The organism is Enterococcus sp. AZ080, from assembly GCF_051714945.1.
GTDB lineage: Bacteria > Bacillota > Bacilli > Lactobacillales > Enterococcaceae > Enterococcus_B > Enterococcus_B pernyi.
Map to the genome: position 1 here is coordinate 2,421,589 of NZ_JBIOSV010000001.1, position 16,472 is coordinate 2,438,060.

Sequence of the window (16,472 nt, forward strand, 5' to 3'; positions counted from 1 at the left end):
TGTAAGGTCTTCCTTACTCAATCATTGTATTTCCATAAAAGAAGACAGCTGTTCGAGATCATCCAAGACATAGCGATGATTTTTAGTGTCATAGAGATAAGTCAGTTTGACACCCTCACGATGGCGAATATCTTTTTTTACAACTCCGCCTTCTTCATTCAATAAAGACGTCGTAAAATCAACCAAACAGAGGACTTCAACCATTTCCTCGTTCGTTTGTTTAAAATAATGCTCGCTTTTGAGCCAGCGACTGAAGCCAAAACGCTGTGGACTATGCGTTTTTTTACCTTGTTCTGTTTTTACTTTATCTTTCATCTTGTTAGAAAGAGCATCAACATATGCAGAGTAATTGTCGCCGACTGTTTCAAACGTATAATAAGCTTGTAAAAATTCTCTGACTTGTGCTTCCGAAAGTTGTCTGGATTTTTTTTCAGAGGCTTGTCTTTTTTCTTGTGAACGAAAGACAAGTGACCTACCAACACTAAAAGTCATGCTACCAAACAGAAAGAAAGCTAGAATGAGACAAAGGAAGCGGGATTTTGCATTCATTTTTTTTCTCCCAACAATCGATAGAAATAAACAGGCGCCAGCTGGAAATCACCTGCATAGCCTTCAAATGGAGTGATGACGATATCGCCTTCTTGACCATACCCTCGTGCAGTAGCAGGTGTGCAATGAAGGATCGTTTTACCACCATCATCTAAAAATAGCCCTGTATGGCCGTAACTACCTAAAGAGTGTCCTTTCTTCCCCCACACAAACAAGTCACCGGCTCTGACATCTTCTCGACTGATTGGCATCAGGAAAGTCCCTTCCAAAGAATACAATGTCTCAGTGCTACCTAGTGGCACAGGCAAGCCAACACTTCTCATCGCCCACAGAACAAAAGAAGAGCAATCATGATAAGGAAAGGTGCCTCGTTCAAAGCCTTGTGAGTACTGAACGTTTTGACGATACAATGTTCTGGCTTGTGTCAACACCTCTTGACCCACTGTGTGATTCGATTGCCAGAGTAAGCTCATCTCTTTACTGCCACCTAGTTGTACAAATAATTCTTTGATCGTCGGTACCCAGTATTGGTTTAATCCCAGGGGATCATTACTTGCACCTACAGGACAATACACACTTCCGAGTTGCTCGACTGTCAGCAGTCTTTGGTTCACGATCAATTGGTTTAGTGTTCGAGCGGTGGCGGCAATCCCTTCTTCAAGTGTGGCGTAGGAAAGCAACTCATTTTCTCGCATCAAGCCACCTGGATTGTTCTTTTCTCGAATTCCTTCGCTCGTCCCCCAAGCAGTTTCGTGGATCATGATGGCTGCTAGAACAATGGGGGAGATATTATTCTTTTTAGCTTCTTGGATAATCGTTTCTGCATGGTCACTAAATGCGTGACAATGCAGTAAAATCACTTCTCGAAATTTCTGTCCATTAAATGTAACGTCCGTTTCAATGGGATCAAGCTGTGTCTCATTGTTATCGACTACATTGGGGAGATAAAAAGCTGGATTGACGATTTCACCTTTTTTCTGGTAAGACAGATGCAGTTCCTCTTGTTTTACTCTCCCGATCTCTGTCCCCACCGATACCATCTGTCCTTCAGTAGCTGTTAGATCTACATCATGATAAGTAATGGTTTGATCGTTCATTGTGATGGTTACGTTCTCTCGGTCTCTTGTAATTTCTCCAGCGATCACAGCGACTATGCTTTCTTTCGGTTCTGTCTGGATGAGCAGTCCTTCAAGTAAGCTTTTTTCTTGATTTGTTACGTAATAACCAAAGCGTTGTTTTATGCGTAAAGAGTCTGTTTCTTTCAATGGATTGCTTAATTCAGTCAAACTTGCATAAAGACCAATTTCTGCTAACAGCTGTCTGCGTTCTTTCCACTCCGGCGTCCAAGTGATCACTTGCGACAATGATCGTGATGTTAATTTGATTTGACCTTCGTTACTGTCTACTTGCCACATCTGTTCATGCAATCCTTGGATCGTTTCTTTGAGAACATCTGGATTTCCTAATTGGTCTTCACCATAAGCCATGTCTAAATAAATCAGCACCTCTTCAATATCAGACCTGATCACGACTTCATTTGCAGCCACTACTCGTTCATTTACTAGAATCAAACTCTTAGTTGAGTTTAATTCTAGTGTCAATTCCACATCCAATTCGGTTAAATATTTCCATACCTTCGTCAATTCAAGCTCATTGATTTTGATCGTGGCAGACGAAACGAAGCCGATCATACTGAAAAAGAGAAAAAATATGAGAATGCTAACACCAACAAGTAGGTAAAGGCTGACTTTGCTACTGATCGAAGTTTTATTTCCAAGTAAAGAGAAATCAACTATTTTTGTCTGATATGCAAGCATGACTCTGCGAGGATCTTTCGTTTTCCTACGCAGAAAATGTCTGTTACTCCTTCGTTTATTTCGTGATTTCACGGTCTCTTCAATGCCTACATCGTTTTTTTTCATGGCGATACATCCTGTCGTAATCTGTGGCGTTCGACAGGATCAGTGGTGATCAACTCATAAAGTTTTGTTGTTGGATCAACAGTGTTGGAAAAAGGGACAATGGCATTGCCTGCCCGTATCAATCCTGCGCCTTTGATTGGATTGAGTAATTGTCTTTGTTGCTGATACGAAAGATTGAATAAGGAAGACAGCTCATCTAAATCACTTTTCGCTTGTTTCAACATAATGATAAATTCCGTATTACTTAACATTCGGCGTGCTTTATCTGATAATAATAAGGTTTCGACATTTTGGGTAATACCAGTGGCAATCGCACCCCATTTACGGATTCGGCTCCATAGTTCAAAAAAATAATTTTCACAGTAAGGATCATTTAACAGGAGTTGCATTTCATCAATATAGATCCAAGTAGTGATGCCTCTGTCTCGATTGCGAACGACCCGATTCCACACTTGTTCCAAAACAACCATCATCCCAAAAGTTTTCAATTGATTCCCTAGTTGTTTCGTATTGTAAATCACAAAACGTTTATTTAAAGAAACATTAGTTGGTTTAGAAAACATCGAAAGTGAACCATCGATATATAACTCTAAGTCTAACGCCAATGTCTGCGCCTCTTTTTCCGGTTGTTCTTTTAAAAGCGGAAACCAATCTTCCGCCAATGTCGGCGCTGATTTTTCTGAGATTTTTTGAAAATTGAAATACGTCAATCGCGTGACACGATCAATGATCGATCGTTGTGCCGAATTTAACCCAGTTGGCCCACCGATCAAGGCTTCACAAGCAGTTAACAGAAAGTCAGATTTCAATTTTACTGGATCTGCCTCTCCTCTCAAGTCTTCTGAAATATCTAGTAAGTTGATGAAGGTATTGGTATTAGGGGCGATATTGATGATTTGAGCATCAAAATCATTGCCGATGATCGTATCTTCATCTTCCGGATCAATCGAAATGACTTCATCTTCGGGATTTTTAAGTAACGTCGTGATTTCTTCATATTTTTTGGCTACACCTTTGCCTGAACCAGAGCTACCTAAAATCATGCCACTCGGCGTGTTTAGTTGCTTACGATCGATCCTTACACTATTTTTGGTCATTTCATTTTTCCCGTAATATTTGCCATCTATATGATTAAGATCTTGCGCTGAAAATGGAATAAAAATCGCTGTACTTTCTGTCGTCAACGTCCGTTGTTGTTCGATCCAATTTTTTCCTAAAGGTAAGACCGAATTGAATCCTTCATCTTGTAGATAGTCTAATGCATTGAAATGACAACGATTTTTACGCCCAACATGTTGGACTTGTTCCGCAATATCAGCAAGTTTTTCTTTGGTCTGAGATCGGAAATAAACGAGGAAGGTAACAAAATATAATTTTTGACCGGTTTTGACTAGATCGTCTAATAAAGCTTCGGCTTCTTTGATACTATTGGTCAATTCATACGGAATATTTGAATAAGGATCATAGCCTTTTTGTGTCGCTTTTCTTTCAGCAGTTGTTTTGTCCCCTTCCATATAAGCTTTTTTAATTTGAACCAACTGATTTGCTTTTTCAGAATCCACTGGTTCAATGTGGATCGATAAACACAACTCTTCGCCAATATCCATTAATTCTAAGATCAATCTATCTGAAAGTTTGGTGGGGTAATCTTTCAAATATAGGACTTGGGCATACTCTGAGCCAATTTCGATATAGTCTTTTGCTTTAAAGCTGAAACTTGCAGGGGTAACAACTGCTTTTGTCGACAAACGGCTATAAACTAAATCTGTATAATTGAACTGGAACCATTCATTAGGTTTGATCAATTCATGGAGCAGTTGCAACCGTTCTTTGCCAGAAAGTGTTTGACTACTTGATTCGATTTCCGAAAGACTATGACTAAGTTGTTGTTCGATACGTGTCAAGGAATGCTTGGCTTGGTCATAATCAGTAGACTGCGTGCTGAAGGTCAATAGATTTTGTTTGCTAAAATTCGTTCCTCCTTCTGTCATGGTTCGCCGCAGCATTTCATTCAATTCTCGACGGTAGATGTCCTGACTCTCCCCTGTTTCTTTATAGAACAATTGCTTTTCCAGTTCCTTTTGTTCCATTCGCTTTTTTTTCAAGGTAATCGTTAGATGCGTTCGTTCATCACAACTATCTAGTAAAGTACAATACCCTTGAAAAATAGCTTGTTGGTCTTCTACAGGTGCAATTTGGTAATTGACATCTGAAAACTGGATACTTTTTGAATAATATCCGGAAGCAAGTTCACAAATTCCACTTTCGTACATTTTTTCATAACGAATCTTCCTTTGTGCATGTTTGGCTGGTGCTGATTTTCGTTCTTTTTTTCCTCTTTTTTTCTTTTGCTTGTGTAATAGTTTGGTTAAGGAAGACTTTTTAATTCCCTTGTTCACTTCGATATTTCTCTGTTTTACTGTTTTTCCTCGTTGAAATCCCTTCATGATCTTCCTCCAAACGAGCATTTTGATATGGATAGTGCTTTGTTGCGATAAGATGGCGCCAACGGATAAGGAGATATTTTTCTAAAGGTAACTGATTTTTTTTGATCCAACCCACCGATAAAATCGGACTAGTAAAAAACATCAATACAATTCCTAGATCATCAATTGAATAGCCCCAAATAAAATGATTAAGTAGGCCGACCGGTAAAATCACGATTAAAGCCAATGCAATAACGATAACCTGTCTTAAAGAGAAGCCAAAAAAGATCTTCTCTTGATACTCTTTGATTTCTTTTCTGATCACGACTTCAATCGCCATTTTTCACACTCCTTTTCCCACTCAGGCCGCAACGATGATCGCTTTCGACCATTTCATGGTGTAAAACAAACACATGGATAGCGCCAAGCAATTACCGACGATCGCACTGATCACTGCAATCATCCCCTGCGTCTCATCAAATGAAAAAATAGTACTCACTAGTAGTGGATAGATATTCAACACGATAAAAAGCAATACACCTTGTAAAGATGCCGCACCAAATAGTTTTAAAAAATTCTTTCCGACATGCCCGATTTCTGTATTCACTAAAGCGACAATCGGTAAAGGTGAGATACTCAAATAAAGATACATTTCCAAAAAGCGTAAAAAGATCAGCACTTGAGCAAGGACGCTAACAATGATCGATAGAATCAAGGGAACGAGTAAGATCATCAACAACACCATTTTTTCAAAAAAACCTAGCTGATCGATCTGCTCCATCACGTTGAAGATATCCATTGTCTGATCCGTCACACCTCGAATCTCCAATTGATTGATTCCTTGACTAACAAAAATACCTACATCCATAATGGCATTGAGGAAAACCATCAAGTGGCGTAAAAGCAGTACGGTCAATCCGATTTTGATAAACAATGGCAAAAAAAGATCCAGTCCACCAAACTCTGACTGCTTGCCATATAGTCGATGTGCGAGTTGTTGAAATTCGATCAACAATAGAAAACCTAATAGGGAATAAGCAATAGGTTTGACGACACTTTCCATGATCGTCACACTGTAACGATAGATTTCCGGCAGATAATGTTCGAGGTTTTGTAAAAGACTATTTTTATGATTCGTCGATAAACTTAATTGTTCTGCAATCGTTTGTAGCAAAAATTCGATCGCACCGTCCATTCTTTTTCGCTCCTCACATTGAAATATTCGTGATCCACGCACCAGCAGCTAAAATCACTGCACCCCCAACGATTTGAAAAATGGCATGTTGCATCCCTGGCCCATTATGCTCTTTGATTGCAACGCCTAATTGGATAATGCCCCAAACGGTCAGTAAGCTTCCTGCAGTAATCACCCCGTTGGAAAATAAAGACATTGCTTGATTGAAATAATCCATTTATTTCTCCTTATTCGCTCAATTTCTCTGGCATTTCTGGATTGTTGTCTTGAATAATGACATGAAAAGATACTGTCGTTTCTGTAAATGTATCTTTGACCGTCAAATAAACAGGATAGCTTCCAGGTGTATCCCAAGCGATTTCTTCTATGATCTCAACATCTTCTATTCCAATACTCTCTTCACGATCCGAAACGGAGATCCCTGCTAATAAATCTGGCTTTTCTTCGCCTACAATGATTCTCTTATCCTCTATCCCAGAAAATACAGGTGGTTCATTGATTACTTGGATGCTCCCAAAGGTTTTGGTGATCTCTCCATGTGTATCTTGGACTTGAAGAGGAAAACGATAGGTATTTAATCGGGAAGTGTCGATTTTCTCCCAAAAAGGCAGATCGATTGCCACATGTAATTGCTCAACCGGATCTTCACGATCTGCAAGAACTAGTTTTGCTAGATAGCTTTCTTTATTCAGTTCACTAAATACAGGAAGAGTCATATGCGTATTTGTAATCGTCGGCGCTTCATTTGTTAAGTGAACACGGATCGTACGCTCTGCCGCTCTTTTGCCATACCGATCAACGACATTCCCAATTCTTACGAAGTAGTTTCCTGGTACATATGGGACAAGATCGGATGCCAAGATATTGTCTGAAGTAAGGTTGATCGCACCATCTTCTTGATCATTTGCGGAGAAATAATCAAATAAAGAGAATGATTGATCAACAGGTAAAACGAGCTGGTTCGGCCCCGCGATTATTGGTGCTTCATTGGTGATCCTCATATTACTTATCAGCTTGGTACTTGCTCCAAATTGATCAGTCACAGAATAAATCACTTCATAACTGCCTTCTTGTTCTGTTTGGAGTGTGGTTTGTACTTGAACTTCTGAGGTCAATTCACCATCTTCTTCATCATGAGCAGAAATGCCCGCTAATAAGTCAATACTTGAACCAATCGTGATGTGGTGACTTTGTCTTACTTGCTGAATGATCGGAGAGTGATTAAACAGAAAGGTGACTGTCGCAACACTCACTTTCCCTTTTGAATCAATTGCTGTGATCTGCATCACTTGGTAGCCAGATTCATTAGGATCGACGGGCGTATAATGGATCACTGGAACGGGATCACTTCCTTGAACAACAGTAAAATAGGTAAAGGGATCAATTGCTGTTCCTCTTGGTAAGATCTGCAATGGAGCATTTGCATGGACGTAAGGACCTTGCCAATGATTATCGCTCTCTGGAATTGCTGAAATATTGGATAGAGTACCTTTTTGTTCGTTTTCTTCGAAGCGATTCGTGAGATTGCTTCTTGATTCTGTATTTTCCCGATTTTGAGAGACTGTTGTGGCTTCAAGGTAAGCGATTCTCAGCTGATTGGTTTCATCCTTGATCATTGCTTCCGTGGGAAGATCCAGTGGTTTTCTAAATTGAGAAGCAAACTCAAACAAATGAGAAGAATTGTTTTCTTTTTTGAAATAGCTCTCCTCTGGTGTCTCCATGCTGATTGCCTGTTTCATTTTGCTTGAAGTAGGGCCAGCTGTTGATGGATCTTCTGTTTGTTGTGTTTTACAGCCGCTGACGAACAAAACAACTGAACAACTGAATATGAACAAGCCAAATCTCATGTATTTTTTCCTTTTAGTCATTCAAACCACCCTTTTTTTGTTGATAGATCAAAAGACCACTCACTCCTAGAAATAAACTACCTAGCCCTACTAGAGAAACAGAAGTACGACTATTTGTTTTAGGTAAATCACGAGTATTTTCCTGCTTTTTCGTTTCTTCTTTTTCCCCTTCTTTTGGTGTATTGAAATGAACAGTCTGTTCTTGATTCGTCAAATCATCTTCACGTGCTACCTCATTTTCTTGCTCAGACTCGTAGTATAAAATGTGAGTGGCAGTCAACTGCTCCTTGTCTTTTAGCGTATTGGCTTTCAGCTCAAGAAAAACTTCAAATTGATCTTCTTTACTCTTTGCTGTGTAGGTTGAGATTGCTTCGTTGATGAGTTCTCCGGTGTCACCTTTTCGGTACTGGGTCACTACGGTATACACATGACCGACTTCAATGGCTGCTCCTTTGATCCAGACTACGTCTTTCAATTGATTGTCTTTGGTTGGATCAAGCTCCTTACTTCCGTCGATTGCTGTGAACAAACTCGTCAATGCTAATTTTTCGCGTTCGTTATAGGCTTCTAATACGATCAACTCACCATCTTTTTCAATAGTTACTGAAAAATCTAAAGGTTCTTCTAAAGGTAAATACCCTTCCAATGGTTTTCCTTCAATAAATTGATAGGTCCCATAGGGCAAATCGCTTACTTCGATTTTTCCCTCATCATCCGTGAGATATTCTTCAATAAATTGAAGGATATCCCCGCCATTTTCTGCTTTTTCTACCTGATATAAACCAAATGGTACTTGCACCAAAGGTTGTTCATTCAAGCGATCTCGTTTGATCAATTCAATGGATTGTCTTGCTAAACGGTTAGGGACTTCTAAGCGAATCAATGCACTATGATTTTCTGCTGTTACACTGAAAATCAATGGTTCTTCTAACGGGAGATAGCCTTCTGGCGCTTTGACTTCATGAAGCTCATAGCGATCCACGCCCCAAGGTAAGCTCTCTGTTGTCACTAATTCCCCTTTTTGATTCGTTTCAAAAATCTCAGTTTTTTCTGTATCATTCGGACGTGTCATTGCTACAAATGCCCCTTGTCCATCATTCGCCCAAGTATCAAAAATCTTGAATTGTGCGCCAGCATAGGGAATTTGTTGTCCTGTTTCTTGATCGATCTTGATGAGATGTACGCGTGATTCGATGATTTCATCTTCTAATAAAAAGAAATGTGTGTAGCCTTCCTCACTGATCGTCACTTCAAATGGTTCAATGATCAAATAGCCATCCGTTCCTTTAGTTTCAGCGATCGTATACGTGTCATAGGGTAAATCGATAAATTTAAAGTAGCCGTTTTTTTCAGTGACTTGGACATATTCTTTTCCTGTGGTATGAGCGGTGGCTGTTAGTTCGATTCCTTCGAGTGGTGGTTTATGATTCGTTTGATTGGATGTTAATGCGTGTAAAATTTCGAAGATAGAAGTGGGGATAAGAGGTTTTGAACCAAATTTATATCCTTCGACATGTCCCTTGATGACGCGATCAGTGACTGTTTTGCTATGAACAGCCACCGTTTCATTTTGTCCTGCGTAAGTCAAATGTATAGGATAGATGGTCGGATCTAAGTTATATCCTTTCGGTGGAATGGTCTCTTGTAAATAATAGGTTCCTAGTTTTAACCCTTTTAGCTCAGCTGATGCACTTCCATTAACCTCTTCCATCGTCAATTCCGCCACTGTTTCTCCGTCTTTGTCCGTTAATTTATAGACAGCTCCGATCAATTGGGCACCTCCTTGAGGCTGATTGCCTGTTTCTGCATCTTCTTTGATGACCTTCAAATTAGCTGTCTGTTCTTGATTAGCTAATGTGATACTCGTCAATTCATTCACTTTGACAGTGACAGTCTGGGGCGTTGGATTTAAAACGTAGCCTTCTGGCGCTTTGATTTCTTGAATCGTAACGACCGTATCAACGAGTAGATCATGCCAAATAGCAACACCATCAGAATCTGTCGTCAATTCTTTTATCTGTCCATCCGCAGTCGTGAAACAAAAAATGGCGCCTACTAATGGTTGTTTTGTTTGTTGATCGACTTTGCGGATACCTGCATGTCCATATTTTTGCACGCGTAACTGAAAGGAGGTTCTTGTCAGCTGTGGCACTCTACCGACTACCATGTTTTGTGTATAAGGATGTTGGTACACGACGATTGCTCCTTGATAACTACTGGGGATATGATAATCAAATGCGATTTCACTTGTCGCCGGTGCTTCTTTCGATGCAGTGACTGTTACTTGATTACCTTGCTTTTCAATGGTTACTCCATTGATTTGTTGAACAGGCGATGAGCTATAATTTGAAAATGCTCCTGTTGTGTCGGTCAATATTTGGCTTTCGCCGGCTTTTATATCCAATATTTGTCCATCAAAACTCGGTTGGGTATAGAACCGTTCCACTTGTTCCATCACTGTTCGTTTGAATGTTTGGTAATCGTTCATTGTCAAAACACCAGTAATACTGGTGGGGGTGATTCCTTGTTGCTCCCAAGCAAGGAGTTGCGTCATCAATTCTTTTTCCATCGTGTAGTTTGTCGCAATCACCCCATAGTATTTAATCAAAGAAATTTTCTTCAATAATTCTGTGTTTTGAATACTTGAAGTATACCCGCTATTTTCTCCAATATTCAGCGCTACTCCTTGTTCCAGACAAAGCGCAATCTCTCCCTTCACTCGCTTGCCGTACCAACCAATTTCTCTGCCACCATTAGATAGATGGATATCGATATGAGGGATATGGATCGCTGGATCAACAACGACACTTTCATTTGCAAATGGATCAGCCAATCTTGGAGAATATTCATGGATCGCCGCTTCAATATAATTCGTCGAACCAATAGTAATCAATTTCCCAGTGGCCCTTTGGACTAATTGATAGTTTTTTTTGAAATTTGTCCAGCTATTATCCTGTGGGATTGATTGTTCAGCTGTACGTAAAGTTTGATTGGGATCAGATGCAGTGATTTGTTGATACATGGGTAGGTCAGGCAATGTTTCTGCCGAGACTGGTCTCACTTTCATTTGAAAAAAAATAGTGATTAAAATAATGATTGGTAGAATCAAAAATAGTGATTCAGAGGATTTCTTCATTCTTTGGCTCCTTTCATTAGTGGAATAGATCAACTGGGAACATGTGCCCTTCTCGTCGTACCTCCTTCACTATATAATTACGATTTTGGCGAGATTCTCCCAAAAAAATAGAAAAAAAAACGACCAATCAATTGATTGGTCGTTGCGTATTTTACGTCAAAACTCCTCAGCTTGTTGTAAGATTTGTTGGATTTCCTCTACTGTTTGAGCATCGCTCAATGCCATCACTTGATCGACATCGGAACAAAAAAAGGCGAGTTCTTGTAAACTTGTTAGTTGTTGGTTTTCTCGCATGATCACTGCAAATAAAATCGTTGCGATTTTCTTTTCTTCGTCGATACCAAAGTCAACGCCATCAGGTACTTGGAACAAAAAAATACCTTCTTCAACAATCTGTTCATCTTTTGCTTTTCCATGAGGAAGTGCCACAAAGTTGCCGATATAGACACTTGCTGCTTCTTGGCGAGCAACCATCGCATCGGTATATTCCTTTTGGATCACTCCTTTTTCAAGAAGTTGTTCCCCAATCTGCTGAATGGCTTCTTTCCAGCTACCAAACTGTTGGTTCAACCAAATATGTTCAGATGGAATCTCAAGCATCAATAGAGCCCCCCTTTATTTTTTTATTTCATCGATCAAAATTTTAGATAACAACTGATAGATGATTGCCTCATTTCCTGATCGAAAAATCTCAGTATTCAAATCATTCATGATCAATGCACCACTTATTTTCCCAAGTAACTTTCCAGTAGCTTCATCAATTGGAGACGGGGCTAACATCACTAACATTCTTGATAAATCAACTTTCGTTTTGTCCATTCCTTCGATTTCCAATACTTGCTTCAATTGAAAAATACAGAAGAAGGGTTCTGTGACCTCAGAACTAGAAGTATGGAAAAGCCCCATGTTGGTATGAGGTAAACCGATCGGTGCTTGTTGATATCTTTTCATTAAACGCTGATAGACTTTTTCTTTATCTTGGACCAACCCTGTAGGTAAATAGTCGAAAATATCCTTCAACGTAGCTTCTACTGTTTCTGGATTGTCTAATTCTTGAATGAAGAAGTGCTGAAGTAATCGATTGATTTTGCTCATCATCAACACCGTTTCTTCATAAGTATCTTCGATAACAGAAGGTTGATCAGCTAACCGGATATGTTCCGTTCGATGGGCTGTCAAACGAGCAAATTCTGCTTTTAATTGTTTGATTTCTTCCTCAAGAAGTAATGGTGAAACTAATAGATATTTCCCCTCATAGCCACTTAAGATCGAAGTAGAAATGACGAGATCATACTCTTCTTCTAAATTGATTTTCTTTAGATCAGCAATTCGATAAAAATGGATATGTTGAACAAATGGGAAGTACCTCTTTAGTTTTAACTCAAGCATACTTGTCGAAGCTAATCCACTAGGGGAAAAACCAGCGATTTTGATCGTGCTGTCCTTTGGTGTTTTTTCTAACGAGTTCGCAAAGTGGAGAACCATATAAGCAATTTCTTCTTCGGATAGTTTCTTTTCTTGAAAAATCTGCTCGATTCCTTGACGGATGGCTTGAGCAATCTCTTGATATTGAACCATGATTTTTTCTAAAATTGGATTAGTCAATTGTTCTTCTTGAAGTACCGCTCGAGAGAATACTCCTGATAAATGGGTCAACAACATTTTGTAGAGTGTTTCATCTTGGTAGAATGGATTATTTGTTGCTTCACTCACTACTTGGATCAACTGTTTCACAAGATAAGCGAGTTGCGTATCAAATGTTTCTTCAAAGAAATCCTGATCGAAGGAATTCGAGAAGTCATTTAATAGACTAGCAAAAAAGACGATCTCATTGACTGGATAAAGTTGTTGCGTTTCCTTAGCGATTTTAGAAAATAAAGCTTTGGCGATACGTAATAACTCTTTGTTCACTAGTCCAGTGTAGGTTTCATTCGTCAGCACGTGATTTTTTTTGACACGGTCGATCGTAATGCTGAGTATCAAAACTAAATGTTCCAGTTTCCGGTCACTTAATTCTTTCTTTTGCTGGATCAATTCTTCTCGTACCACTTGACGCGCCAGTAATAAACTATCTGTCGTGATAAATTGAAAAAAGAAATTCGTTGTCGTATCAAATTCCAGCAAGTGAAATATTTCATACGCATTAATCTCCAACTCTAAGATATTCGCGATCAGCAATCTTCGGTATTTTTCCGGTCCAGTGATTTCATAACCACGGTTACGAGTGATAGATAATGGTAGCTGTTTCATACTGGTTTCGAGTTGCTTGATATCAGCATAAAAAGTCGTATTACTAATCAAATACTTTTCTAAAAAATAACTTAAAGACAATGGTTCTTTCGTGAGTAACAGCTCTAATAAAATTGCATGTTGCCTTTCAGTTGTCGATAATTCCATCTCTTTTTCGTTCAGTAGTTGGCGCAGTTGTGTCATTGTTTCAGGTGTCGCTTCAATCATAAATGATCCGCGGGTTATTTTTTTCAGCGAAGCATTTACTTCCTTGAGCGATCGTTCTAATTGCTCCAACTCGCGGTATACAGTCCGTTTGCTGACACGTAAAACATTGACCATTTTTTGTATAGAAACGGGTGCTGGACTATTGATGAGTTCTGTCAATAATTCTTTTTCCCTTGGTGACAAATACATCTTAGTCCACTTCCTTTACTAATGATAGATAGGCTTTGGTACTGACAAAATGATCAATGATCAACAAATGCTCCACTTGTTGTTCCAGTTGATACGTCTTTGCCATTCTTTCATTCGCAAGATATACCACTTCTTTTTCGGGTACTAGGTCTTCAACGGCTGTTTTTTCTACAGATAGATCGACCTGATATTCCTTGGCTAGCTTCATTAAAATCGTCATCCCCATCGTTTGTGAGCCTCGTCGATTTCCTTGGTATAAAAACACAACTCTGGTTCTAGGTTGTTTAACTTCTTGTTGCTTTTTGATCTGAGGTTCACTGTTTATTTCATGAAGTTGCTGCTTGATCAATGGTAGATACGACTCAACTTCTAAAAAATGTTCGACAGCAATGATCTGACTCTCTTTGGCTTTTTCTTGTGCTAAAGATTGAAAGGCACTTTGTACGATCACCAATTGTTTCTGATGATTCTTCAGACTATAAATAGAGGTATAGCTTATAGGTATATCTATCCCTTGCGCATGCAGTTTTTTCTTCAAAATGGCTGCGCCCATTGCACTAGAACCCATCCCGGCATCGCAAGCAAAGATGATTTGGTTGACCGCTTCATGATTCATCAGTTGGCTCCTTTCTGGGAGGATCGATTCCACAGGTTTCGTTTTTCTCAATAACAGTATGGCACAAATAAACGTAGCAAGCGCACTGAGAATAATACCTAAAATGACACCTGCTAATTGTGAAGGTGGTGTATTCCCTAAAATAATCACCAATGAACCTGGTGAAACCGGAGCATTCAACCCACTAGCAAACAGTTGGAACACAAACGTTCCTGTTGCTCCTCCAATCATAACGGCAAAAAAAAGCGCAGGTTGCATCAAGACAAAAGGAAAATAAATCTCATGGATTCCTCCGACAGCTTGGATCATCAATGCTCCACCTGCTTTGACACTTTTTTCTCGATCAGCAGCAAACAAGAATGCACTTAAAATCCCTATTCCTGGCCCAGGATTGGCTTCCATCAAAAATAAGATCGAATGCCCCGCATGTTGTGTCATCTCCATTCCTAAAGGTGTCAAGATGCCGTGATTGATGACATTATTCAAAAATAAGACCTTTAACGGTTCCAACACTAAACTGACCACTGGTAACAAATGTTGTTCAATGAGCCAATAAACAAAGCGTCCAACATAAGACAAACTACCTTCAACAATTGGTTGGATGACCAGTATGCCTAACAGACAGACAACCCCACCGATTAGACCGATCATCAAGTTATTCAGCAACATCTCATAGCCAGGTTTGATTTTCGGCGCCAACCAACGATCCACCCAGTGAAAAATACCTCCCGTGATCAAACCGATGATCATCGCTCCGAATAGTTGTGGAAGATCAGAAACTACTATCATACCGATGACAGCAATCCCACCTGCTACAGCTGCTTTTTGATCAAAAATCTTTGCTCCAGAGTAACTGATCAAAATAGGCAATAACAGATAAATCAGCCAATCACTGACATGTGCAAGCGTTTGATGCAAATCACCTGATACGATATTTGATACAATCGATAACAAACCCCAAGCAATAAAAATACTTAGATTTGGCATGATCATTTGTTTGAAATAATGTAGTAATTGACGAAACCAGGTTAATTTCGCCACTGCATTAGCAGGAAGCGCATTCAAATTCTCCCCCACGTTGATCACCTGCCCTTTCTACTTCAGCAGACTGCGCTTATGCTTTTTTCAGATAGCTCTATTCTAACAGTTTCCGTTATCTATTTTCCACAAAAAAATTGGGCAAGTAACCGTAGTTACTTCCCAATTTTTTAAAATAACGCTTCTAACAAAATATCTTATATCAAAACAGTCATCGTTGCGGCAGCTAAGATAAGGACCAAGCCAATGATCGTGACAGTCATTTCTTTTTTCGTTTTCTTTTGACCTAAGAACCAGATACCAGTCAAGGTTGCTAGAACAACAGAAGTTTGCGATAGGATGAAGCCCGTTGCCAAACCATTCATATTTGGTTGTGCAGAAATCAAATAGGTCAATGCAGCAAAGGCAAAAAAGAAGCCAGAAAAAATTTGTTTATAAGAAACAACTTCCGTAAATGCTGATTTTTCATGCCCTTTCATACTTAATACAGCGGTGTAGATGATCGCCACTAAGACCATCCCCATTGCTTGTGGCAAGAAAGCGTGCATTCCGTCGATGGTTGTTGCTTGAGGTGCTGCGGAATATGCCCAATACCCAATCTCTCCGACTGCTAATAATAAAACCGCTTTTTTCAGTAGACTGCTATTTTCTTTGGTTTTTTTCTCAGTCCAAACAGTCATCCATGCGCCTAAAATAATCAAGATCAATGCTAATCCACCAAGAATCTTCGCTGTCGTTCCTGGCCAATTGCCTAGCGCAAAAACACCCCATAATGAAGCCCCAAGTAATTGAAAAGCTGTGGTGATAGGCATTGCACGTGACGAGCCAATCAGTGTGAAAGATTGAAAAGTAATGATTTGAGCAGTCGCCCAGCCTACACCGGAAAGAATAGAAAAGACAAGATCCATTCCAGATGGCAGTGCTATGCCATTGATCAGGGCAAAAATAAGTGCGAATATCAAAGTTCCTATTGTTGATCCTAAAATCTGGTTCACAGGACGTCCACCGATCTTCGAAGCAATCGTTGGATAAAGTCCCCAACCTAGTAATGGTCCTAATCCGATCAATAATGCTGTTGCATTCATTTATTACATCTC

The 16,472-nt window shown here is 39.5% G+C and carries 12 protein-coding genes; all 12 read right to left on the reverse strand.

The window, feature by feature from the left end; translation table 11 throughout:
• Positions 1-21: 21 nt before the first annotated feature.
• Positions 22-549 (reverse strand): hypothetical protein, encoded by a 528-nt coding sequence (locus tag IGK01_RS11545; protein WP_010736640.1) that lies wholly within the window; start codon positions 547-549, stop codon positions 22-24.
• The gene (locus IGK01_RS11550) at positions 546-2,471 is read right to left on the reverse strand and encodes a peptidoglycan amidohydrolase family protein (RefSeq protein WP_153830072.1); all 1,926 of its coding nucleotides are present in this window, start codon (positions 2,469-2,471) and stop codon (positions 546-548) included. The genes IGK01_RS11545 and IGK01_RS11550 overlap by 4 nt, the downstream gene beginning before the upstream one ends.
• Positions 2,468-4,870 carry a VirB4-like conjugal transfer ATPase, CD1110 family gene (locus IGK01_RS11555; RefSeq protein WP_349520669.1) on the reverse strand — a complete coding sequence of 801 codons (2,403 nt, stop codon included), beginning with the start codon at positions 4,868-4,870 and terminating at the stop codon, positions 2,468-2,470. Before IGK01_RS11555 ends, IGK01_RS11550 begins: the two co-directional genes overlap by 4 nt.
• The gene (locus IGK01_RS11560; protein ID WP_023520286.1) at positions 4,854-5,237 is read right to left on the reverse strand and encodes a PrgI family protein; all 384 of its coding nucleotides are present in this window, start codon (positions 5,235-5,237) and stop codon (positions 4,854-4,856) included. Before IGK01_RS11560 ends, IGK01_RS11555 begins: the two co-directional genes overlap by 17 nt.
• A gap of 21 nt (positions 5,238-5,258) precedes the next feature.
• Positions 5,259-6,092, reverse strand: a complete 834-nt coding sequence (locus tag IGK01_RS11565; protein ID WP_010736644.1) for a hypothetical protein — start codon at positions 6,090-6,092, stop codon at positions 5,259-5,261.
• Positions 6,093-6,105: 13 nt separating this feature from the next.
• On the reverse strand, positions 6,106-6,309 hold the full coding sequence (locus IGK01_RS11570) for a hypothetical protein (protein WP_010736645.1): 204 nt from the start codon (positions 6,307-6,309) through the stop codon (positions 6,106-6,108).
• A gap of 10 nt (positions 6,310-6,319) precedes the next feature.
• Positions 6,320-7,960 (reverse strand): immunoglobulin-like domain-containing protein, encoded by a 1,641-nt coding sequence (locus IGK01_RS11575; RefSeq protein ID WP_224434241.1) that lies wholly within the window; start codon positions 7,958-7,960, stop codon positions 6,320-6,322.
• Complete coding sequence (locus IGK01_RS11580; protein ID WP_438748650.1) at positions 7,953-11,075, reverse strand: SpaA isopeptide-forming pilin-related protein; 3,123 nt, start codon at positions 11,073-11,075, stop codon at positions 7,953-7,955. Before IGK01_RS11580 ends, IGK01_RS11575 begins: the two co-directional genes overlap by 8 nt.
• 156 nt (positions 11,076-11,231) lie before the next feature.
• On the reverse strand, positions 11,232-11,675 hold the full coding sequence (locus IGK01_RS11585; RefSeq protein ID WP_409173600.1) for a PTS sugar transporter subunit IIA: 444 nt from the start codon (positions 11,673-11,675) through the stop codon (positions 11,232-11,234).
• Between the two features lie 15 nt (positions 11,676-11,690).
• Positions 11,691-13,721, reverse strand: coding sequence for a BglG family transcription antiterminator (locus IGK01_RS11590; protein ID WP_409173601.1), 2,031 nt, complete (start codon positions 13,719-13,721; stop codon positions 11,691-11,693).
• Between the two features lies 1 nt (position 13,722).
• On the reverse strand, positions 13,723-15,330 hold the full coding sequence (locus tag IGK01_RS11595) for a PTS transporter subunit EIIC (protein ID WP_232508854.1): 1,608 nt from the start codon (positions 15,328-15,330) through the stop codon (positions 13,723-13,725).
• 242 nt (positions 15,331-15,572) lie between these two features.
• Entirely contained in the window at positions 15,573-16,460 is an 888-nt protein-coding gene (rbsU, locus tag IGK01_RS11600) for a ribose/proton symporter RbsU (RefSeq protein ID WP_010736651.1), read from the reverse strand.
• Positions 16,461-16,472: the final 12 nt, after the last annotated feature.

Excerpts from the sequence above, each read along its gene's own strand:
- rbsU (WP_010736651.1), bottom strand. The coding sequence starts at position 16,460 with ATGAATGCAACAGCATTATTGATCGGATTAGGACCATTACTAGGTTGG.
- IGK01_RS11565 (WP_010736644.1), bottom strand. The coding sequence starts at position 6,092 with ATGGACGGTGCGATCGAATTTTTGCTACAAACGATTGCAGAACAATTA.
- IGK01_RS11590 (WP_409173601.1), bottom strand. The coding sequence starts at position 13,721 with ATGTATTTGTCACCAAGGGAAAAAGAATTATTGACAGAACTCATCAAT.
- IGK01_RS11595 (WP_232508854.1), bottom strand. The coding sequence starts at position 15,330 with ATGATCATGCCAAATCTAAGTATTTTTATTGCTTGGGGTTTGTTATCG.
- IGK01_RS11560 (WP_023520286.1), bottom strand. The coding sequence starts at position 5,237 with ATGGCGATTGAAGTCGTGATCAGAAAAGAAATCAAAGAGTATCAAGAG.
- IGK01_RS11570 (WP_010736645.1), bottom strand. The coding sequence starts at position 6,309 with ATGGATTATTTCAATCAAGCAATGTCTTTATTTTCCAACGGGGTGATT.
- IGK01_RS11545 (WP_010736640.1), bottom strand. The coding sequence starts at position 549 with ATGAATGCAAAATCCCGCTTCCTTTGTCTCATTCTAGCTTTCTTTCTG.
- IGK01_RS11575 (WP_224434241.1), bottom strand. The coding sequence starts at position 7,960 with ATGACTAAAAGGAAAAAATACATGAGATTTGGCTTGTTCATATTCAGT.
- IGK01_RS11580 (WP_438748650.1), bottom strand. The coding sequence starts at position 11,075 with ATGAAGAAATCCTCTGAATCACTATTTTTGATTCTACCAATCATTATT.
- IGK01_RS11585 (WP_409173600.1), bottom strand. The coding sequence starts at position 11,675 with ATGCTTGAGATTCCATCTGAACATATTTGGTTGAACCAACAGTTTGGT.
- IGK01_RS11550 (WP_153830072.1), bottom strand. The coding sequence starts at position 2,471 with ATGAAAAAAAACGATGTAGGCATTGAAGAGACCGTGAAATCACGAAAT.